The sequence below is a fragment of the Bacillus inaquosorum genome, assembly GCF_023238325.1.
Lineage (GTDB): Bacteria > Bacillota > Bacilli > Bacillales > Bacillaceae > Bacillus > Bacillus inaquosorum.
The window spans coordinates 1,173,352-1,194,400 of the sequence record NZ_CP096592.1 but is presented as its reverse complement, the minus strand read 5'-3'; the positions used below and the strand labels follow the sequence as shown (position 1 = coordinate 1,194,400).

At 43.9% G+C, this 21,049-nt stretch carries 23 protein-coding genes; 9 read left to right on the top strand and 14 right to left on the bottom strand.

Annotated features, from left to right (window positions below):
* Positions 1–125 precede the first annotated feature (125 nt).
* Together M1M80_RS05705 and M1M80_RS05700 are read left to right on the top strand one after the other, a co-directional pair.
* Positions 126–482: a YtxH domain-containing protein gene (locus M1M80_RS05705; RefSeq protein ID WP_003239500.1), complete on the top strand. Its 357-nt coding sequence runs from the start codon at positions 126–128 to the stop codon at positions 480–482.
* A gap of 177 nt (positions 483–659) precedes the next feature.
* Positions 660–1,271 carry an HTH-type transcriptional regulator Hpr gene (locus M1M80_RS05700; RefSeq protein WP_003239501.1) on the top strand — a complete coding sequence of 204 codons (612 nt, stop codon included), beginning with the start codon at positions 660–662 and terminating at the stop codon, positions 1,269–1,271.
* Here the strand turns inward: M1M80_RS05700 and M1M80_RS05695 are convergent.
* Positions 1,268–1,609 (bottom strand): YhaI family protein, encoded by a 342-nt coding sequence (locus tag M1M80_RS05695; RefSeq protein ID WP_003239502.1) that lies wholly within the window; start codon positions 1,607–1,609, stop codon positions 1,268–1,270. The genes M1M80_RS05700 and M1M80_RS05695 overlap by 4 nt on opposite strands.
* A gap of 206 nt (positions 1,610–1,815) precedes the next feature.
* Here M1M80_RS05695 and M1M80_RS05690 point away from each other — a divergent pair, with 206 nt between their 5' ends.
* Positions 1,816–2,334: a DUF3267 domain-containing protein gene (locus M1M80_RS05690; RefSeq protein ID WP_060398288.1), complete on the top strand. Its 519-nt coding sequence runs from the start codon at positions 1,816–1,818 to the stop codon at positions 2,332–2,334.
* A 342-nt stretch (positions 2,335–2,676) separates the two neighbouring features.
* On the opposite strand, the gene yhzE2 is transcribed toward M1M80_RS05690, so the two are convergent.
* Complete coding sequence (gene yhzE2 / locus M1M80_RS05685; RefSeq protein ID WP_003155248.1) at positions 2,677–2,763, bottom strand: sporulation protein YhzE2; 87 nt, start codon at positions 2,761–2,763, stop codon at positions 2,677–2,679.
* A 124-nt stretch (positions 2,764–2,887) separates the two neighbouring features.
* A complete protein-coding gene (gene yhzE1 / locus M1M80_RS05680; RefSeq protein WP_003327753.1) occupies positions 2,888–2,974 on the bottom strand; it encodes a sporulation protein YhzE1 in 87 nt (28 codons plus the stop codon).
* Positions 2,975–3,133: 159 nt separating this feature from the next.
* Between yhzE1 and prsA the strand changes: the two genes are divergently transcribed.
* A complete protein-coding gene (gene prsA / locus M1M80_RS05675) occupies positions 3,134–4,009 on the top strand; it encodes a peptidylprolyl isomerase PrsA (RefSeq protein WP_060398287.1) in 876 nt (291 codons plus the stop codon).
* Between the two features lie 42 nt (positions 4,010–4,051).
* Here prsA and yhaL read toward each other — a convergent pair whose 3' ends face one another.
* The 6 genes from yhaL to M1M80_RS05645 all read right to left on the bottom strand — a co-directional run bounded on the left by yhaL (position 4,052) and on the right by M1M80_RS05645 (position 11,791).
* Positions 4,052–4,264 carry a sporulation protein YhaL gene (yhaL, locus tag M1M80_RS05670; RefSeq protein ID WP_019257940.1) on the bottom strand — a complete coding sequence of 71 codons (213 nt, stop codon included), beginning with the start codon at positions 4,262–4,264 and terminating at the stop codon, positions 4,052–4,054.
* A gap of 125 nt (positions 4,265–4,389) precedes the next feature.
* Entirely contained in the window at positions 4,390–5,334 is a 945-nt protein-coding gene (gene yhaM / locus M1M80_RS05665) for a 3'-5' exoribonuclease YhaM (protein WP_019257939.1), read from the bottom strand.
* Between the two features lie 73 nt (positions 5,335–5,407).
* Positions 5,408–8,305, bottom strand: coding sequence for an ATP-binding protein (locus M1M80_RS05660; protein ID WP_080429089.1), 2,898 nt, complete (start codon positions 8,303–8,305; stop codon positions 5,408–5,410).
* Positions 8,306–8,309: 4 nt separating this feature from the next.
* Entirely contained in the window at positions 8,310–9,536 is a 1,227-nt protein-coding gene (locus tag M1M80_RS05655) for a metallophosphoesterase family protein (protein WP_060398286.1), read from the bottom strand.
* A 106-nt stretch (positions 9,537–9,642) separates the two neighbouring features.
* The gene (locus tag M1M80_RS05650; protein WP_060398285.1) at positions 9,643–10,902 is read right to left on the bottom strand and encodes an ABC transporter permease; all 1,260 of its coding nucleotides are present in this window, start codon (positions 10,900–10,902) and stop codon (positions 9,643–9,645) included.
* The gene (locus M1M80_RS05645) at positions 10,895–11,791 is read right to left on the bottom strand and encodes an ABC transporter ATP-binding protein (RefSeq protein WP_003239512.1); all 897 of its coding nucleotides are present in this window, start codon (positions 11,789–11,791) and stop codon (positions 10,895–10,897) included. Before M1M80_RS05645 ends, M1M80_RS05650 begins: the two co-directional genes overlap by 8 nt.
* Positions 11,792–11,918: 127 nt before the next feature.
* Between M1M80_RS05645 and M1M80_RS05640 the strand changes: the two genes are divergently transcribed.
* Positions 11,919–12,104 carry a YhzD family protein gene (locus M1M80_RS05640; RefSeq protein WP_003239513.1) on the top strand — a complete coding sequence of 62 codons (186 nt, stop codon included), beginning with the start codon at positions 11,919–11,921 and terminating at the stop codon, positions 12,102–12,104.
* A 20-nt stretch (positions 12,105–12,124) separates the two neighbouring features.
* On the opposite strand, the gene M1M80_RS05635 is transcribed toward M1M80_RS05640, so the two are convergent.
* A complete protein-coding gene (locus tag M1M80_RS05635) occupies positions 12,125–12,892 on the bottom strand; it encodes an enoyl-CoA hydratase (RefSeq protein ID WP_060400011.1) in 768 nt (255 codons plus the stop codon).
* 165 nt (positions 12,893–13,057) lie between these two features.
* Here M1M80_RS05635 and M1M80_RS05630 point away from each other — a divergent pair, with 165 nt between their 5' ends.
* From M1M80_RS05630 to khtU, 3 genes are read left to right on the top strand one after another with little or no spacing between them, the layout of a single operon-like run.
* Positions 13,058–13,396, top strand: a complete 339-nt coding sequence (locus M1M80_RS05630; protein WP_080428984.1) for a hypothetical protein — start codon at positions 13,058–13,060, stop codon at positions 13,394–13,396.
* Positions 13,397–13,453: 57 nt separating this feature from the next.
* Positions 13,454–13,951 (top strand): K(+)/H(+) antiporter subunit KhtT, encoded by a 498-nt coding sequence (gene khtT / locus M1M80_RS05625; protein WP_060398283.1) that lies wholly within the window; start codon positions 13,454–13,456, stop codon positions 13,949–13,951.
* 7 nt (positions 13,952–13,958) lie between these two features.
* Positions 13,959–15,176, top strand: a complete 1,218-nt coding sequence (gene khtU / locus M1M80_RS05620; RefSeq protein WP_003239517.1) for a K(+)/H(+) antiporter subunit KhtU — start codon at positions 13,959–13,961, stop codon at positions 15,174–15,176.
* 17 nt (positions 15,177–15,193) lie between these two features.
* Here the strand turns inward: khtU and M1M80_RS05615 are convergent, their stop codons facing one another.
* Both M1M80_RS05615 and M1M80_RS05610 read right to left on the bottom strand, forming a co-directional pair.
* Complete coding sequence (locus tag M1M80_RS05615) at positions 15,194–16,699, bottom strand: coproporphyrinogen III oxidase (protein WP_060398282.1); 1,506 nt, start codon at positions 16,697–16,699, stop codon at positions 15,194–15,196.
* Positions 16,700–16,810: 111 nt separating this feature from the next.
* On the bottom strand, positions 16,811–17,677 hold the full coding sequence (locus M1M80_RS05610) for a Cof-type HAD-IIB family hydrolase (protein WP_003239519.1): 867 nt from the start codon (positions 17,675–17,677) through the stop codon (positions 16,811–16,813).
* A 488-nt stretch (positions 17,678–18,165) separates the two neighbouring features.
* Between M1M80_RS05610 and M1M80_RS05605 the strand changes: the two genes are divergently transcribed.
* A complete protein-coding gene (locus tag M1M80_RS05605) occupies positions 18,166–19,239 on the top strand; it encodes a DNA alkylation repair protein (RefSeq protein ID WP_060398281.1) in 1,074 nt (357 codons plus the stop codon).
* A gap of 43 nt (positions 19,240–19,282) precedes the next feature.
* On the opposite strand, the gene M1M80_RS05600 is transcribed toward M1M80_RS05605, so the two are convergent.
* Positions 19,283–19,636: a YlbF/YmcA family competence regulator gene (locus tag M1M80_RS05600; protein ID WP_060398280.1), complete on the bottom strand. Its 354-nt coding sequence runs from the start codon at positions 19,634–19,636 to the stop codon at positions 19,283–19,285.
* A gap of 92 nt (positions 19,637–19,728) precedes the next feature.
* Positions 19,729–20,862 (bottom strand): DUF445 domain-containing protein, encoded by a 1,134-nt coding sequence (locus M1M80_RS05595; RefSeq protein WP_060398279.1) that lies wholly within the window; start codon positions 20,860–20,862, stop codon positions 19,729–19,731.
* Positions 20,863–21,049: the final 187 nt, after the last annotated feature.

The window sequence follows — 21,049 nt, the reverse complement described above, 5'->3', positions numbered from 1 at the left end:
TCTCCCTCCTTTTCACTTAAAAAATATGCTAAAATAAAGCAAGCTATGTATAGAAGTTCAGGCTTTCAACAAAAATGAAAAATGCTGAATGAATCCTATTTCAAGAAAAAGACGGGGTGATTGTAATGGCGGACGGACGTTCTCTATTAACAGGACTATTCGTAGGCGGCATCATCGGAGGAGCAGCAGTTCTTCTTACTGCACCTTCCTCAGGAAAGCAGCTGCGTGAAAAAATGAAAACCAATTATGATTCTTTTGAAGAAACGATCAAACGCTTAAAATCAGACGGGCTTGCATTAAAAGACCAGCTGATCAAAGCGGCAAAAGAAAGCACGGATGTCATTAAAGACGTAAGCGGCGAGCTTCAAACGTCCATTAAAAAATGGCAGGAAGAGATCAAACCTCACCAGCAGGATCTGCAAAAAGAAATCGCTGATATCGAAGAGAAAATCAGACAGCTGGAGAAAACCTTACAAAACTAATATCCTATTCAAAAGAAAAAAATGCGGGCCAAACTTGGACCCGCATTTTTTTTTGCCGAAAAAGCCTCTCACCGCAATGGATTGTGAATTTATTAAAAAATTCTTAAATTTTCATCTTTATTAATCTTTATTTTATTGGCATAATAGAGAAAAAGAAAAAGAGAAGCAGGTGACGTAATGAATCGAGTGGAACCGCCCTATGATGTGAAAGAGGCTCTGGTCTTCACCCAGAAAATGGCTCAGCTTAGCAAGGCTCTTTGGAAATCAATTGAGAAGGATTGGCAGCAATGGCTCAAACCGTATGACCTGAATATTAATGAGCATCATATTTTATGGATTGCGTATCAATTGAATGGAGCTTCCATTTCTGAAATCGCGAAATTCGGGGTCATGCACGTATCAACCGCATTCAACTTTTCAAAAAAGCTGGAAGAACGAGGATATTTAAGGTTCTCTAAACGGCTGAATGATAAACGGAACACATACGTTCAATTGACAGAGGAAGGCACTGAGGTATTCTGGAGCTTGCTTGAGGAATTTGATCCGACTCGCAATGCGGTTTTTAAAGGGTCACAGCCTCTGTATCATTTATTCGGAAAATTCCCTGAAGTGGCAGAAATGATGTGTATGATACGCCATATCTACGGCGATGATTTTATGGAAATTTTCGAAACGTCACTCACCAATATTGACAATGACTTTGAAAGCGTAAACGGAAAACTGAAGAAAAAAGCAAAGGACAGTGCTGCGGATGAACCGGCAGAAGAGCTCGAACCTGTAAACAGTTAATCGAAGTGCTTCATGATGTCGATAAACACTTCCATCAGCTCTTGATAAAGCCCCTGCTCATACAGTGCAAAAATCGTTTCATGAACATCCAATTTTTCATTCAGCTGTCCGGCAAAAAGCGCAAGGAGCTTATCGAAAGTTACAAATCCTTGCGCTTTTTGTGTTGCCAACTCTTCTGACAATTCATCGCAAATCCTCATAACCTCTTCCCCTTCTTCCTTGCTCAGCCCTTTATCAATGAGAAGCGCATAGAAGGGGTACCTGTCCATATCTACTGTTTTCACTAATAATTGTATGTAATATTCTAATCGCTCAATGCGATGATCCATCGAATCCATCCACACCACTTCTTTCTATCTTTAATCTTATTTTAGCTGATAATTCACTGAGAAGAAAGTTCTAACCCCATATTTCGCAGTTTGTTTGCTTGTTTCAAAAAAATACCTGCTACACGATATTTTTTCTTAAAAAGCATTGATTTTTTCTCTTGGGAGGAGTAAATTATTTTGAGATTCTATTCAAGATGTATGGAAGGATGACTTTGATGAATTGCTGGAAGACCATAAATCTCATGAAGGATTATGGTGCCGTTCGCATAATATTAACTGCTGTATGTTTTATGATTTTGGTTTTTATATCTACCTTTTTAGCATTTGAGCTGCTGCGGCCTGGCACAAGCTTAAGCGATGAATATGTACCTTTATTTGGCGGTTTGCTCGTCGTTATTTTATTTGCACATAAAGTCATCCATGTCCTGCCAATCATCTGCAAAAAAAGAAAAATAGAAAAAAAGTTTTACATATTGCGCATGCGCACATGGAAACGAATACCAAAAACAACAATGCTGATTTCGCTCGTAAGCCCGTTTTTGCTGATTACGCCTGTATTGTTTTACGCCGCGCTGGCATTTCCGAATCACGCCCATTATTTCTGCATGATTTCGGGCATTCATGCCGGCTACTGTCTGCCTGACTTTTTGCTGGCTCTCAAGCTGATACAAGCGCCGAAAGCCTGTTTTATTGATCAGGAAGAGGACGGCTTGGATATTCTTGTTGAAAAGTAGTCAAACCTTGGCGCTAGTGGCGATTTTTCAATTTGCATTCTATCTTTTTTAATAAATATTTGGTAATGTAATATGGGACAGTTCAGAGAGAGGGGGAATCTCCCATCATTTTATTCTATTTTATCGTGGCTGCCATGTTTATTTTATACTTCATAAACAGGCTCACCAATACATTATGCCTTGTCAGAGAGATTCCTGAAGAGCGGCAGGATAAGGTATTCCGATTTATTAATGTATCTATATTAATTTTACTGATCTCTTCGTTTGTGGAGATCTCCTTTACTGTGTAAATATGAAAGAAAGCATAGCTGCTGATTAAGCAGCTATGCTTTCTTATTTTGATTAGTACAGCCAAGAAGCGCCGATGATAATCAATAAAATGAACAAAACAACCAATAAAGCGAAACCGCCTGCAAATACTTCACCCATCTTGAAAAGCACCTCCTGTAAAAAGCTTTATTTACCAATTACATCTTATGCAATTCATGATTGAAACGATTAGGCGCTAGTGAAAATAAAGGATCGCTTATCGTGCAAGCGATCCCCGGGCTGCTTAGTAGATGTAAGCTGCACCTACGATGATAAGCAAAATGAACAGTACTACGAGCAACGCGAATCCGTTAGAGTATCCTCCGCTCATGTTACATACCTCCTTTTCTTGATCAATATATAAGTATGTCATCAGCAAAAGTTTGACTAGACGAATGCCCTTTATTTAAAATCTTTTTACAGAAAGCCACAATATGTTATGATACGCATAGGCAATTTAATTTGGAATGATTAGGAGTGTTTGAAAACCATGAAGAAAATCGCAATAGCAGCTATTACCGCTACAAGCATCCTCGCTCTCAGTGCTTGCAGCGGCGGCGACAAAGAAGTCATCGCAAAAACAGACGCAGGCGATGTAACAAAAGGCGAGCTTTACACAAACATGAAGAAAACAGCTGGCGCAAGCGTACTGACACAGCTGGTGCAAGAAAAAGTATTAGACAAGAAATATAAAGTTACAGATAAAGAAATTGACAACAAGCTGAAAGAATACAAATCACAGCTTGGCGATCAATATACTGCCCTCGAAGATCAATACGGAAAAGATTACCTTAAAGAGCAAGTAAAATATGAATTACTGACACAAAAAGCCGCTAAAGATAACATCAAAGTAACAGATGCCGATATCAAAGAGTACTGGGAAGGCTTAAAAGGCAAAATCCGTGCAAGCCACATCCTTGTCGCTGATAAAAAGACAGCTGAAGAAGTAGAGAAAAAGCTGAAAAAAGGCGAGAAATTTGAAGACCTTGCGAAAGAATACTCTACAGACAGCTCTGCTTCAAAAGGCGGGGACCTTGGTTGGTTCGCAAAAGACGGTATGGTGGCTGAATTCAGCAAAGCTGCATTCAAATTAAAAACAGGTGAAGTCAGTGATCCTGTAAAATCACAATACGGCTATCACATCATTAAAAAGACAGAAGAACGCGGTAAATACGAAGATATGAAAAAAGAGCTGAAATCTGAAGTGCTTGAACAAAAACTAAATGACAGCAATGCCGTTCAGGAAGCTGTTCAAAAAGTCATGAAGAAAGCTGACATCGAAGTAAAAGATAAAGAACTGAAAGACACATTCAATACATCTTCTACAAGCAGCAGCACTTCTTCATCTTCAAACAGTTCTAAATAATAAAAAAAAGCTGTGCACGCTCATTGAGCTGCACAGCTTTTTTTATGCAATAGAATGGTTTGGATTTTCTTCGTCACGCTGCTGAGAACTGCGGCGTTCTCTCTCCTTTTCCATCCTCTCCATATAAATCTGCCCTTCTTTTTCAATAAAGGACTGGTCTACTTTTTCTTCCTCTTTGGCTGCCGCCACAAGTTTATATGCACTGAAAATGATGCCTACAATACAAAGATACACCCACCATGGAAAAAATAACACGGGCTCCTCCCCCTTTTGCATAGATTCTTTATTCTTAACCATATGCGGGAATGAGACAAGTTATGAGCGGCAATAACGCATAAAAAAGGACTGAGCTGAATGTTTCAGCATCAGTCCTTTTTTGTTTATTTGTGAAAAGTCGGTTTATAAAAGGAACGATTTTCCAGCGCAAATACACGTTCAGTGTACTCGCCTGGCTTCACGCGCTCAAGCGCTCTGTCCATCATATTCATTTTCGCATCCAGGTTGTCTATATAATGTAATATTTCCGCTTCTTTCACCATCGGCGGTTTCGGGCTGCCCCATTCTGCTTTGCCGTGGTGACTTAAAATTAAGTGCTGAAGAATTAACACCTCTTCAGAATCGATTTGAAGCTCCTCAGCCGCTTTTGACAGCTCTGTCACCATAATCGAAATATGGCCGAGCAAATTGCCTTCGACCGTATACGAAGTGGAAACAGGTCCGGACAGCTCTTTCACTTTTCCAAGATCATGCAGGATAACACCGGCATAAAGCAGATCACGGTCAAGAGACGGATATAAATCTGCAATGGATTTCGCCAGATTCAGCATAGAGACGACATGATACGCTAAACCTGAGACAAACTCATGGTGGTTTTTCGTAGCCGCCGGATAATCCATAAATTCAGCTTCGTGTTTTTTGACTAAAAACCTTGTGATCCGCTGGATATTCGGATTTTTCATTTCAAATATATATTGAGTGATGGTATCCATCATTTCATTTTTCGGAATCGGTGCGGTTTCTAAAAAATCATCAATATTGACGTTTTCATGCTCGCTTACCGGCCTGATATTTCTCAGCTTCAGCTGGGTGCGCCCGCGATAATGATGAACATCCCCCACGACCTTCACAATCGTCTGCGGCGCATAGGTCACTTCATCACTTTGCTTGGCATCCCACAGCTTCGCTTCAATATCACCTGACTGGTCTTGCAGCATCAGCGTTAAAAACGGTTTCCCATTGCTTGCAATCCCTTTTGTCGAGGATTTAATCAATAGATATTGGTCCACCTGTTCGCCAACCTCATGTAGCATAATCCCTTTAGCCATTCTATTAAAGCTCCCTCCGTATCTTACATAATATCAGTATATCACATACCGATTTACAGCTATAGAACCTCTTTTATGACACCAAATGGATGATCTGGCTGCTTTGAAATGCATCTTTAACATGGTCATGGCATGTAAAATACAAAATCTGCCTTCCGCCTTCAGATAAATCGTAAAGAACGTCTAATACACGTTTCAGCCTTTCCTGATCAAAATGGACAAAGCTGTCGTCAAGCTGGAACGGTAACCTGGCCCAATCCTGACGTGTAACGGCCAGAGCAAATCGGATCGCTGTATACAGCTGCTCACACGTCCCTTGTGACAGCTCATCGGCATGATAAACAGTTCCATCACAATGCATGACCATAATGGAATCATCCGTTTCAGAAAAATAAATCGTCTTGTAGCTTCCATCAGTCAATGGACGGAAAAATTCTCCGGCGGTCTCCAGAAGGCGCGGAAGCTCGACTTTTTTATGACGCTCCAATTTGTTTCGGATCACCTGTTTGATCATTTGTATTGAGGCCCATTTTTTAGCGGTTTCTTTGACACGCTCTTTTTGCATTTCCGTTTGCAGCTTGAGGTCTGAGACCAATCCCGACGCCTCTAATTGTTCCTGTTTGACGAAGAGCAGTGCGATTTGACTCCCAAGCTGTTGGATCTCCTCAGTCAGCCGTTCTTTTCTTTCATTCTCAACGAATTGCTTGTTTTTCAATTCAGTAAGCGTATTGGAATCCGCCAGTTCAATCTCCTCAGGGTGTCCGCCTTGAAGCTGTGCGTTTATGTGATGAAGTTTGATCTCCGTATCCTTCAATTTCCTGCTGATGTCTGCAATGGCGCAAAACTCATTTCTGTCTTTCGCAGCCGCCGTGGCAAATAACTGTTCGATCTGGGCTTGAAAATACTGTATTTCTTGCTCCAGCTCCAGCAGCTGCTCCTTTGTATAGTGAATATCTGTTTCAATTCCCTTTTTTTGCTTCTCGATTTCTTTTTCACGTTCAACGTTTTTTTGCAATGTGTGAAGGGCGTCCGAAAAAGAGATGTTCTCACTATGATTCTCAGACATAAGCTTGCTGACGCGTTCTTCGAATGTGCGCCGGTGTTTTTTCAGCCGTCCCGCTTCAATTGTCAGCTCATGCTTTTTCTTCACTTCTTTTTTGACATCCTTCATTAAGCTGTAAGCATCAAGCAAAAAAGACGGATCTTCCTTGAATCCGAGCTCCTTCATAAAACGCTCGACCTGAGTAAAGGACGGGGCCATATCGGCTTCCCACTGTTCAAACTGCTGGATGACCCTTTCATAAGCCGTCTCTTTTTGCTGGAGCACTGCCCGCTGTGTGATGAGATGCTGTTTATTGCGGACATCCTCCCATAACGCTTCTCGAAGCGCTTCGGCTTCTGCCGGCGAAATGTCCGTCATTGGCTGTCTCGGCTCCCCGCTGTTTCGGGAAGACGGTGTTTTTTTCCCTGATGCAAGCCAATACACGATAAGAGCAGCGCCGATACTTATGGCGGGAATCCATTGCTGCAGCAGCAGAAATAGAACGATGAACAACATACCAGCTGCAATAACAGTCTTTTTCTGTTTTGCCTGCTGCCTTTCAAAAAACTTCAGCTGTTCTCTCAGCTTCGCTTGCTCCTGATGCTGCCCCTGTGCTTCATCATATGCTTTAAGAGCCGCTTCTTTATCTTTTCTTTGGCTGTTTTCAAGGATGGCGGACGAAGCAGCATGAACAGCCTTTTCTGCGTCTTCCAGCTCTTGCCGGGCAAGTTCAAACGTCTCATCAAGCTGCCGTTTTCTGTCTCTTGCCTGCACGTATTGCTGCACCGCCTGCTGAAGCTGCCATTCATAGTCATATGACGTGTTCATATTCAAAAGCTCATTTTCATCCGTTTTATTGAGCTGTTCCAGCCCGGCCGCTGCCTGTGCAGACGACTGGCGCAGCTGTGCCTGAATGGCGGCGAGCTGTTCTCCGCAGGATTGATACATATGAAACCCTGCCGAAAGCTCTTGTATCAGCGTTTCTTTCGCCACTATTTCTTTATCCGGGTTAAGCTTTTGCATCTGCTTATCCAGTTCTGCCATCTTCACCCGAAGCGCCTCAAGCTGTGCGGATTTCGGGTGAAGATGGGATTCATACTTTTCCAGCTGATGCAGCCCATCAGCCGGAAATTGTCTTGCCTGTTCCGGATATTGAGCAATCGCCTGTTCCAGCGCCGCTTTTTCATTTAGCAGCGGCTTCAGCTCAATCGCTCCCTCAATCGTTCGAAAATGTCCTGCTACCTCTTTTAATTCAGTTTCTGCCGCTGCCAGACGGGCTTCTAGCGTTCTTTTTTCCTCAAGAAGCTGATGATAGCCCGCTTCCTCTGCTTCCGCCTGTTTGAGCTTCGCTGTCAGCTGCTTAAGCGTTTCCAGCTCCTGATTCAATTGAGGGTTTCGCCCGTTTGGTTTATAGAGCCTTTCGCTTTCCTTTGCCAGTCTTGAATCAAGTTTAGATACGGCCTCGGCGCCAAACAAGCTGGAAAACAGCAGAAATTCCCCAATCTTGTCCCGATTAAAGGCGTGAATTTCCTGCAGCCCGAATACGTCAAACGAATAAATGGCTTTGTACAGCGCCCTGTCCGTGCCCTGGAATAGCTGCTTTAAAAAATCTCCCTGCTTCACTTCGCCCTTTTCTGTGTACACTCTCAGCTTTTCGGCAGTCCCTTTCGTCCGTTCGATCTTCAACACCCCATACTCAGGATGTTCAGCTTCAAGAACACCGCCGTAGACACCGCCTGTTTTCGGTTCATATTTTTTCGTTTTCGGAAAACCGAACAGCATGCTTTCAATAAATGACATCATCGTCGTTTTTCCTGCCTCATTTAATCCGTAGATTAATTGGACAGGTGAGGCGGAAAAGTGAAAGGTCCGATTGGAAAATTTCCCGTAATGGTAGATATGTAAAGATTTAATTCGCAAAGCTTTCACCGCCTCATGTTTCAAGCACCTTAAGCTGTCTTTTCAATAAAATTTGTGCCTGCTCTTTTATTTCCTTTAACTCCTCTTGGCTAAACCGGTCCGCGTGCCTTCTATATACAGGGTGACGCTCAAGCCCTTCCAGCACATCTGAGAGATCGCCGCCATCAATGTCTTCAAATAAACCGCCGAAAAAAGGGTCAAGGTTTGTAAGGTTTGTTTCTTTTTCTGTCTCATCTTCTAATGAAAGCGGCCAAATGAAGTGTTCCTCCTCCGCCTCTTGCTCCTGAAAAGCTTCAAGAAGCTCGTCCAAAGTGCCTCTCGGCGCCTCCAGCAGCCATTCCGGCGCCCGCCCTTGCAATACGAGTTTTACACAAACAGGGCTCCCCTTTATCCGCAGCTTCGAAAACGCGTCCTCAACCATTTGGAAAAGGGCAGTCATATTCTTTGCCTCCGTCACATCAACTGCGGCTTTTTCCCACAGGACATCATGCGCTTTCTGAAATTCATAAGAAATGTCTCCGTTTGTCACACGAACGAGATAATAGCCTTTATCTCCAGTCTCCTTCATATGGCGCGCTTGCGTGTTTCCCGGATAGATGACTGCCGGGTTCCCGGCAGAAAGAATTTGGCGTTTATGAATATGGCCAAGCGCCCAATAATCCATCCCGCTTTTTACGAGATCGTCATGTGTAAACGGGCAATACGGATCGTGCCCTTCAGATCCCGATAACGTACCATGAAGCATACCGATATGAAACGGCGCATCAGTTGACCTCCGGTAGCGGGCGGCTTGGTTTTCCGTTACGGCTCTGGCCTGATAGCTGAAGCCGTAAATGCTTGCTATGCGCCTGCCTTGCTTATAAAACGATTTTTCTTCAGGAACAGCGGACGTAAAAATGTGGACATTCGCCGGCCATTCAATCGGCGTCCACTCCCCGCCCAGATGATCGTGGTTCCCAAAGATCACATAAACTGAAATCCCGCACTCTCTGAGTCTTTCAAACTGTTTTTTTAAAAAAAGTTGGGCCTTTAAGCTTCGATTGGCTTCGTCAAACAGGTCCCCCGCCAGCAAAATGAAATCAACGTTTTCTCTCACTGCGGCATCTATTATATGTCTCACGCTTGCAAACGTGCTTTCTTTGATCCGGGCAAAAATCGGTTCCGGCAGATGCGATATCCCGTAAAACGGACTGTCAAGATGAAGGTCTGCCGCATGAATAAAGGTTAGATCAGTCAACATTCTGCTCCTTTCCAGGATGAAGTACCCTTATTTTAGCACCGAATTCTTGCGAATGCACGTTCTGTCAATAAAGAAACAGCCTGAGAATCCCCAGGCTGTTTTCCAATCAGTTTTTCGCTAAACGCAGCGCTTGTTTGATCGCTTTGAACGCGCTTGAATTGCCGTAAATCAACACACCGCCTTTGTAAATTCTGGCGCCGATGACGGCCAGTATGATAATGGTGAGCAGTGTGATTCCGATTCCGGCAGCCGCCTGCCAAAACGGAATATCAAGCATGCCGACGCGCAAGAACATAATCATTGGCGTAAAAAACGGAATAAACGAGGTTACCGTAATAAATCCTGCGTCTGGTGCATTCAAGCCGAACATCGAGATCATAAAACCGGCGACAACCAATAGCGTCATCGGCGTGATCGTTTGCTGCACGTCCTCTATTCTGCTGACGACACTGCCGAGAAACGCGGCGAGTGTCGCGTATAAAAAGTATCCGAGCAAAAAGAAAATAACAGCATAAACAACGGTCGTTGCTGAAACGTCGGTCAGATTAAGAAATCCCCCGACAGATGAAGCTGTTTCGCTCGTTTTGTTCAACCTTAGCGACAATGAGCCGGCAGCTATAATGACAGCAAGCTGTGTGATCCCGACGAGCCCGATGCCGAGCAGCTTTGCAAACATCTGCTGGATCGGCGGCATGCTTGAGATAAGAATTTCCATGACACGCGAAGATTTTTCGGTTGCGACCTCCATTGCAATCATGCTGGCATACATAATCACAGAGAAATAGATGACAAACAGCATAATATAAACAAGCCCTACCGTCTGGCCCAGCTCTTCCTCAGACTTCGCTCCCTCTTTCAGCGCCTCCTGCCCGACGGTAACGGGCGCATAAAGGCTGCTGATCGTTTCCTGCGAAACGCCGAGCTCCGCCGTTCCGACAGCCGTTTTGGTTTGCGTCAGCGCCTGCTGCAGCGTTTGGTATGTGCTTTCATCAGAAATCGTTAACGCTTTATATGTTCCTGAAATGGTCCCTTTTTCATCACGTTTGATGATGAGCATGCCATCGAGCGCTTCATCTTTGACTTGCTTTGTGACCTCTTCCTCCGATTGCTTCGACTGCTTCACATCAAGATCGCTGTCTGTATCCACCGCTTTCAGCTGCTTCGAGAAAACCGGATATAATTCGTTTGTTTCATCAACAACGGCGATTTTTTCTTTCGCATCATCACCTTGAAACAGAGAAATGATCGACTCCAGATTCGTTACAACTAAAACAAGCAGTACCGTGATAACAGTCGAAATAATAAAGGATTTTGCCATAATCTTATTTTTATATGTATGAGAAAGCATGATCCAAAATTTATTCATAGACGGCCCCCACCTTTTCTATAAAAATATCATGCAGTGACGGCTCTTCAAGCTCGAACTTTCTGATAAACCCTTTTCCTTGGAGCATGGCAAAAATCTCTTGAGAGATGTCTTCATTGGCAATCTGCAGCTTGACGCCGCCGGCCGTTTCCTTCCATTGAAGAATGCCTTCATGAGACTGCAAAAAACGCAGATCATCATCGGAGTGAATCGTGACATTCTTTTTGCCGAAGGAACGCTTTATCTCCTTCAGCCTGCCTTGTACAACCGGCTTTCCTTTCTGCAATATGCAAAGGTTCTCACAAAGCTCCTCCACATGCTCCATCCGGTGGCTGGAAAATAAAATAGAAACACCGCTGTTTTTCAGAGAGATTACAGCCTCTTTTAACAGCTCCACATTGACAGGGTCCAAACCGCTGAATGGTTCATCAAGAATCAGCAGCTCCGGCTTATGCAAAACTGCCGAAATAAATTGGATTTTCTGCTGGTTGCCCTTCGAAAGCTCTTCCACCTTCTTATTCTCGTAATCTGTTATATTGAAGCGATCAAGCCATGTGCCGAGCTCTTTTACAGCCTCCCGCTTCTCCATCCCTTTTAATCTGGCAAGATAGACAAGCTGATCCTTTACCTTCATTTTCGGATAAAGGCCCCGTTCTTCCGGCAAGTAACCGATTTTGTTGCTGATACTGTAATTCACAGGACGGCCTTTCCAGCTGATTGAGCCCTCCGTAATGCTTAATAAGCCAAGGATCATGCGAAACGTCGTCGTTTTTCCCGCTCCGTTTGCGCCTAAAAGACCGAACATTTGCTGTTCCGGAATGTCTAAGTCCAATCCGTCAACGGCTTTATAATCTCCAAATGTCTTCGTTACGTGATCAATCTTAAGCACCGAATCTCCTCCTTCCCTGACCCATTATATACTAATTTTGGATGAAACATAATAAAGGATTTTGATTTCCTATTTAGAATATAAATGAAGAAAGAACGATAAATCTTGAAAATGGAGGAGAAACCTGATGGCTGATTATTTCCTTACAGCTTTTGATCCTTCGGGGAAAACACTGGTAAACGAACGATTCGAGGCAGAAAATGAAGAAACGGCAAAAACGCATGGTGAGGCCCTGTTAAAAGAAAAAGAGCTTCACAGTCATACCCATCGTTTAGTCAATGCAGCCGGAAAGCTGATTTTGTTTCACAGATGATCAGCTTTCCGGCTGATCTGTTACACTTGGAACTTCGGCTCCCGTTTTTCTAAAAAGGCACGGATTCCTTCTTGGTGATCCTTGGTCCTTCTCATTTTCTCTTGGGCGCTGCGTTCAAGAGAAAGCACCTTTTTTAGTTCTTCAAGCTGGAGGCTCTGAAAGATGGCTTTCGTTTCGATCATCGCCAAAAGAGGTGAGGCCAAAAGGGTTTCGATAAAGGGCCTCGCGCCTTCCGCAGGGTCTCCGGCAAATGTCCCGTCAATGAGGCCCATATCGGCGGCTTCCGCGGCGGAAAGCTTTTTCCCGGTCCAAATCAGCTTTTTCGCTTTCGCCTCTCCAATTCTTTTCTTCAGCAAATAATGTCCTCCGCCGTCCGGAACAAGCCCAATGCCGATAAAATTCATCGCGAGAACAGCGTTTTTTTCTGCGAGCACAATGTCAGCGCACAGTGCCAAACTCAGGCCCAGTCCCGCAGCAGCACCGTGAATAGCAGCAATTGTCACTTTCTTCATTTGATATAACGTCAAAGTGACAGCCTCAATCGTATCCATCAGCTGCTTAAATTGATCAGGGTCATGCTCTGACGTCATCATCCGGATGTCTCCGCCGGCCGAAAAGCCTTTCCCGGTTCCTCTCAGGAGAACGATAAGCGCCTCGCTTGCAGCCGCCTTATCAACCGCCTCCTTCAGTTCAGACAGCATCTGTTCATTCAGGGCGTGATGGGCATCAGGGCGATTCAGGATAATCTCGGCAACGGCTCCATTCCGTTCATATTGAATAAATTCCATATGAAGCACCTCCATGTATGCGCTTGCTTTTTTCTTTCTCCTATACATTCCCCGCCATCCTCAAATAAACCTTTTTATTTTTCAAGGTCAATAGATACTGAAAAATGCATATTGTTTGAATGAAAACATAAAGTTTTATATAGTGAAAAAGAAGGGATTATCAGGATGAGAAAGGGGGAAAGGAACATGGATAAATTGCTGATCAGTTTTCTGTTAAGTTTATTTATGGTGTACTTTCCCCCTTCGGACGTGGTTCTGCCTTCCCAGCTTGAAGCAAGCACTGACAGCTATGTGCCTATGTCCTCATATCCGCAGGAAACACAAACGGCCAAAACACCGTCGCCGGGCAGCATGTACCCGGCAGAGCTGATCAAAGAGTACAGCCCGCTGACGCAGTCTGTCAGGCAGCTGTCTGTCAAACCTCTTGACGAACCGCTGATAAACAGGTTGGAAAAGGTTTGTGCCGTCCCTGTCAAATACCAGTCTAATTACCTCCGAATATAAATATTCTTGTTTTTAACTTACCCCATTTAGCCAACACTACATTCGGAGGGATTTTCATTGAATATTAAAGAAAACGATCTGCCGGGCATCGGCAAAAAATTTGAAATCGAAACGAGAAGTCACGAAAAAATGACGATTATCATTCATGATGACGGAAGAAGAGAAATTTACCGGTTTAATGACCAGGACCCCGATGAGCTTCTTTCCAATATCTCATTGGATGATTCTGAAGCAAGGCAAATTGCCGCTATTTTAGGTGGCATGGTCTATAAACCGCAAGCGCTGGAATCCATCGAAATGGCCTTCAGCGATCTCATTATTGAATGGTTTAAGGTCGAAAAAGGCGCCAAATCAATCGGGCGCACACTCGGGGAGCTTGATGTCCGCCAAAACTACGATGTCACTGTGATTGCCATCATCAAACACAGCCAGGAAAAGCTTTTAAATCCCGGAGCCGATTCGGTTATTGAAGAAAATGACACACTTGTCCTCTCAGGTGAAAGAAAGCATCTGAAGAAACTGATTCATGATTTTCTTTCTGGAGAGGGCGTGTGAACGGCCGATGGATCATCTTGTATTTGAAGTCGGGACTGCGCTTGTTCTTGTGGCGATTGCCAGTGTAATCGCCAACAAAATTAAATTTTCGATTATTCCATTTCTGATTGTGCTTGGAATGCTGCTTGGACCGCACGCGCCGAAAGTGGGGATTATTGACCTTACGTTTATAGAAAGCAGTGAAATCATCGAGTTTTTCGGGCGGATGGGCGTGCTGTTCCTCCTTTTCTATCTCGGACTCGAATTCTCCGTAGGAAAATTAATCAAATCCGGAAAATCAATTGCAATTGGCGGAACGATTTATATCTTGATTAATTTCAGCCTCGGGCTGCTTTATGGGTTTATCACCGGGTTTTCCTTTCTAGAAGTCCTCGTCCTCGCAGGCGTCATCACAATCTCGTCAAGTGCGATTGTCGCAAAAGTGCTCGTCGATTTAAAAAGAACGGCCAATCCGGAAACCGAGCTGATTCTCGGCATCATTATGTTTGAGGATATTTTCCTTGCCGTGTATTTGTCCGTTGTTTCCGGCCTTGTGTTAGGTGATGCGACATCAGTCGGGAGTGCGCTCTTGTCCATTTTGATCGCTTTCGGTTATATGCTGCTGTTTTTTATCGCAGCCAGAAAGCTCCCGCCGCTCTTGAATAAGCTGTTGGACATTCGCTCAAATGAAGTGTTTATTATCGTCATTTTCGCCGCACTCTTTTTTATCGCCGGGTTTTCAGAGACGATCCATGTAGCGGAAGCGATTGGCGCGCTGCTGCTCGGTTTGGTTTTTTCAGAAACAGAGCATTCCGATAGGATTGAGCACCTTGTCGTTCCGTTTCGCGACTTCTTCGGCGCGATGTTCTTTTTCAGCTTCGGCCTTAGCATCGACCCGTTTTCGCTCGGTGAAGCGGTTTGGCTTGCACTGGGAGCAGTGATTCTGACCATTCTCGGAAACTTTATCGCCGGAATGGTGGCAGGACGACGCGCAGGGCTTTCCCATAAGGCTTCATCGAATATCGGACTGACGATCGTATCACGGGGAGAGTTTTCGATTATCGTTGCGAATCTCGGGATAGCCGGCGGCCTGTCAGCCACTTTAAAGCCGTTTGCCGCATTATATGTCCTCATTCTGGCGATTTTAGGGCCGCTTTTAACAAAGGAATCAAAACGAATTTACCGCTTGCTGAACAAGGTATTTAAATGGAAGCCTGATGTTCAGCCTGCAAGAAAACAGGGATAAAAAAAGCAGCACTGTGATCAGTGCTGCTTTGTCGTTCTCTCAAAAATCTGCTCTAAATATTTGATTTTTTCGTCCGTGTAGTGTTCAAAGCGCTCATTGTACGATTTCGGATCTTTCGGATTGGCAAAGTGCGTAATTTTCCCTGTATCACGGTCTATAAATTTACTTGCTGCGCCGCAGCCGATGCCGATAATGGTCTGCACCTCTTCCATAATCATGATGTTGTAGATGCTTTCTTGTCCCGGCAAAGAGTATCCGACGTTTTCAAGGTTTCCAAGAATATTTTTCTGGCGGTATAAATAATAAGGCACGTACCCATGCTCTTTCGTCCAGGCTACCGCGTCATCCATCATTTGAGAAGCCTCTTCCCTGCCGGCGACTTTGTACTTATGCTTGTTTCTCGTCATTTCTGAGGCCCGTTTAAAGGAAAGAGTATGAACCGTAAGGGATTCCGGCATCAGTTTTTCCGTTTCTGAAAGGCTGTGTCTGAACTCCTTCACGCCTTCCCCGGGCAAACCGATAATCAAGTCCATGTTAATATTATTCATGCCGTGCTGGCGTGAAAGATGATATTTCTCAATGGTCTCTTCAACTGTATGATGCCGTCCGATCGCCTTTAGCGTTTCGTTTTCATAGGATTGCGGATTAATGCTGATCCGGTCAATGTCATATTTGTTTAAAACGGCGAGTTTTTCTTCCGTAATCGTGTCAGGGCGGCCGGCCTCTACCGTAATCTCGCGAATGTTTTTCACATCAGGGAAGGAGCGGACCATTTCTTCATACAGCAGATCCATTTCCTCCGCTGTAATGCTTGTCGGCGTCCCGCCGCCAAAGTAAATGGTTGTAACCTTCACATCATGCGCCTTCAGCCATTCGCCGATTTTCTGCATTTCGTAATGCAGCCCCCATAAGAATGAGCCGACTCTGCCCGCCTGCCCTTGGATGGCGTACGCAGGGAATGTGCAATACGCGCATTTTGTCGGGCAGAACGGAATGCCGATATAAATACTGACTTCATCCTTTACTTGATACAAATCCGGCACTGCCGCCAGCTGCCGGTCAACAATTTCCTGCATTAACCCGATTTTCTCATCATGAATTAAATAGTCCTTTTTCAATTCAGCATGTGCCTGCTCCTGCGGCATTCCGCTTTGCAGCTTTTTATGAAGCAGCTTTGTCGGCCGGATCCCTGTCAGGATTCCCCACTTTTGCGTGATGCCCGTATGCGCTTGAAGAAGATTGAGATACACATAAGAAATCGTGTTTTTCACTTGCTTAAAAGCTTCTTTTTCATTCATGCCGGGAGAAAAAGATTTTGTATGCTGTTCCGTTATGCCAGTTCCCTTCACTTCTCCCGAAACCGTCACATGCTCATCCGTTTGTGAACAGTCTAAAGAAATGACAACATCTGCGGGCTCCCCTCCGCCGTACACAAGCTCGCACTCTTCATAAAACAAATTTGCAATATTTTGCAGAGGCCGATGCAGGCGGTCATCATGTATGCCTTCTATTTTAATTTGCAACTTCATCACCTAATTTATCAGATTCAAAACTTTCTTTAGTGTACAGAAATAAACCGTTAAAATCAATCCGGCAAAAAAGCCGCCGCACCTGTCAGGGCGCGAGCGGCTTTTTTACACACGTTTCATGTGGAACTTATCAAGAAATCCTTTTCGCTGCTGCATCCGGAAATACTCCTTCATCATGTAAGCAACACCCTGCTCGTCATTGGACCTTGTGACCCAATCGGCCTTTCTCTTAATCTCCGGAGCGGCGTTCCCCATCGCTACCCCAAGACCGGCAAGTTCAATCATTGGGAGATCGTCATACTGATGTCCGATGGCCACGACATCATCCATGGTCAGGCCCAGCTCTGAAGCGACGAGGGCCAGACCCGCTTCCTTCGAGACACCTTTCGGGACGATATTCAGCTTCTCATCGTTTACGCGAATAACATCAACCGCAGAGAAAGCTTTCGTAATCGTTTCTGTAATGTCATGCTGAATGTCGTGCTCCGTGTACACCTCGATGACAGGTGCGCTCACTGGCTCATCCATGAGAAGATCACTTAATGATTCAACAAACTGGACTGGATAAAAGATCGGATCAGACGGGTGAATGAGTGCTTTCCCTAATAAATTTGAATTCACCTTTTTCTTGTTTCCGATCGAATACTTCTCGTGAAGAAGCCGAATATTGCATTGATAGCTCTCCAGCACTTGAACAATATTAAAGGTGTGATCGTCAGAGATTCTTTTTTCAAACAACGGGGCGTCTATTTTCTCAGCGATGTATGCCCCGCTATGAGTGATCAGCTTGGCATCAAGCTTCAGCGATTTTGCTATTTTCTGTGCTGAACGAAAATGACGGTTGGTTACGAGTGTGACGTAAATCCCTTTTTTCTTAACATATTCAATCGCGTCTTTCGTTGCCTGATGAATCTTTCCGTTCGACCGAAGAAGCGCTCCATCTATATTTAAGGCAAGCAATTGTTTTGACACAGAGATGTCCCCCTCCTTGATGACTGTACTTGTGTATAGAATATGACCCTGTCTCTGTGTTTAGAACAACCTTTTCTGCAAAGCAAAAAAAGCCTGGCTCAGCAGACTTTATGTTTTGGGCATTATGATAGGATACGATCGAAGCAGCCATTCTCCCTAATATCGTTATTTCGATTTACGAAAAATCATGTATCAGGAACCCCTTGTTTGACCAATGATGCGCTCCGAACACTTACTCTCTGTTGCTTATCCCCTCTATATAACGGCATGATATGCGACCGTATCCAATTGAAATCAGGTAAGTGTAGGCGCTTTCAATGCCATTATCTCAGTTTTTCTTGCTGATGACAAGGGTTTTTTTAACTAAAAAAAGTATCCATATGATGTATACTAAGGTAGGATTGGTTGTTAATTTTTGGAATATATCGCTTGATTCAGAACATACATTCCCATATAATATAAATAATAAATGAAAGAGCGGTGATCAGGTGGCTGACTTAAAAGAAATATACAATGAAAAACTGATATCTCAATTGATACACCATATAAAGGCATCTTGTCCTGATTTTAACCAAGACAGATTCGAGGAACAATTGCTGCAGGAAGACTGGCCTGAACTCGCTTTAAAAGAGCGGATGCGCCGCATTACAGCTTCCTTATACGAAACACTGCCAAAACATTACGATGAAGCGCTCACAATTTTACGGGATGCAGCCCCTCATTTTAAAGGACTAAGCGGAATTCTATTCCCTGATTATGTAGAACAGTACGGGTTAGCGCATTGGGAAGAATCAATAAAGGCATTGGAATACTTTACGCAATATTCAACCTCAGAATTTGCTGTGAGGCCTTTTTTGCTTTTAGATCAAGAAAAAATGATTGCACAATTGCTTAAATGGTCCGAGCATGAAAATGAACACGTGAGAAGACTTGCGAGCGAAGGAAGCAGGCCACGCCTGCCATGGGGAAAATCGATACCCGCTTTGAAATCAGACCCTTCCCCCGTTCTGCCGATCCTTGAGAAGCTGATGCAGGACAAGTCCTTGTATGTAAGGAAAAGCGTGGCCAACAACCTTAATGATATATCAAAAACGCATCCTCATTTGCTGAGAAAAGTCGCAGATCAATGGTACGGAACACATCCCTATTCCGATTGGATCATCAAACACGCCTATCGGACCTTATTAAAAAAGGGTGATAAACAGGCCTTATCGCTTTTTGGTTATGAAAATGCTGATTCAATACAATTACATGATTTAACATGTCAATCCAGCCGTATAGCCATTGGCGAAAGCCTTGAATTTTCTTTCTATATTCATTCAGACAGGGATCAAAAAGTAAGAATTGAGTACGCAATTGATTTTGTAAAAGCAAGAGGTCAGCGTCATCAAAAAGTATTTAAAATAACAGAAACAAATATTAGAAAAAACGAAACTAAGCCGTACACAAGAATTCAATCCTTTAAGGATCTAACTACCAGAAAACATTACAAAGGAATTCATACATTATCAGTGATCATCAATGGAGAGGTAAAAGATTCATTGGATTTCCAAGTTTGCTGAAAGAATAAAAAATCCCTTCTTTTCCAAGAAGGGATTTTGCTGTTTAGCCTTCGACACCGCCGTAAAGCTCTTCTAAAGGCTTCATAATGATTTTGTTCAATTCACCGATCAGCACGCTCATGCGCTGCTCCGCTTCCATCAGCTGAGAAATTTTTTCGTGCTGCTGTACAAGCGCAACTGTTTTTTGAGCCTGCGTCACTTCTTCTTGTGTAATTTCTTCTCCTGCCATTTGTTTTTGCTGGAGTCTAAGCTGCACATCACGGAAGTTTTCGAACATGCGCTTCGCTGATTCATCTGCGTTTACTTCATCGTACAGGTTTTTTAAACGGGTGAACTCTTCGCTCCCGCGTAATGCTTTTTCCAGATCATACGCTACATCATAAAAATTAACAGCCATTGTGTATAGCTCCTTTCATCATTGCCGTTTGACATACCACTCCACTATAACAGACTATGGAGCTGCTTTCATTAATCAAAAACCATTTCTTCTTAAAAAAGGATGACAAACAATGCTTGAATCGCACCTATGATTCCGCCGAGAAGGCCTCCCAAATAGGTAATCATTTTAAATTCTTTTTTGGAAATGGACAGCACCATTTCTTCAAGACGCTGCACCGGGAACTGATCCACCTGCTCCTTGACGATTTCCTCAAGGCGCATCCGTTTTAAAACACTTTCAAGATTGGCCGAAATCCCTTCAAGCAATTTGTCTAACAGCGCTGGCAGCATTTGCTGGGTCAGCTCAGATTCATAGCGCACGGTAAGCGTGCCAATCGTATTGTCAAAGAAAGGAGCAGTCGAGAATGTTTGCAGCACTCTTCGTTTCAGGCTGAAAATGAGCGCTTTGGCATTCCATTTTTCGTCTGCCTCATAAAACGTGTACTCCCTCAGCTTACCCCATTCATTTTGCAAGAGATCAGAAAGCAGTTTATTTGTTTCCTCATTCCGCAAAAACTTCAGCAGCTCCGGCAGCACGCGGTCCGCGAGGCTTGTATTGCCCAAAAACATTTGCACCATGCTTCCAAGCATGCCGCGCTCTTTTAAAAAGTCATCAATCATATTGCCGAGACGGATTTTCCCTTCATCACTTTCAAAATAACTGACACTTCGTGACAATATATATCCTGAAATCATCGGGATCTTTTCCTCAAGCTTTTCCTGCACTTCTAAAGGCACCAGCTCTTTTAACGATTGGTGCTCGTATTGGCGGAAAAGCTCATTCAGCTTATCATCAGTCCAGTTGCTGATCCATGCGTCTGCCGCTTCATCAGGACGCTTTACCCCGGCTTTTTCAAGTGCTTCTTTTACTGTCATTTCAGAAAGTGACAGCTTTTGAATCAGCTGTTCCCCGACTTGAAGAGCCTGCGCTTTGGCTGTATCAGAGACGAGCCGCTTTTTAATGCCCTCAGGGGTTAAGAGATGATTCACTACCATCAGTCCCATTTGTTTTGCAAGTTCATCCCGTCTTCTCGGAATCAGCCCGGGCGTGAAAGGAACTCGTTTACCAAACAAATAGTACGCTTTATATGGCCTAAATAGCATTTGAATTGCTAAATGATTGGTCACCGCTCCAATGGCAGCTCCGATCACGATCATAAAAATAAAGGTTCCTGCAATACCCATTCCTATTCATCTTCCTCCATCTGTGCTTCAGCTTTTTTTCATATAGATGTTGTACCTATTCGTATTATAGAGGCTGATGCAATCACATAGCAAATGAGGAGACAAATTCCTGTTGTCAGAAAATCAGCTTGTTCTTTTGGAATAGGGCAAGGTGAAGAATCGTATTCTGTAAAGTAGAATACCGTCA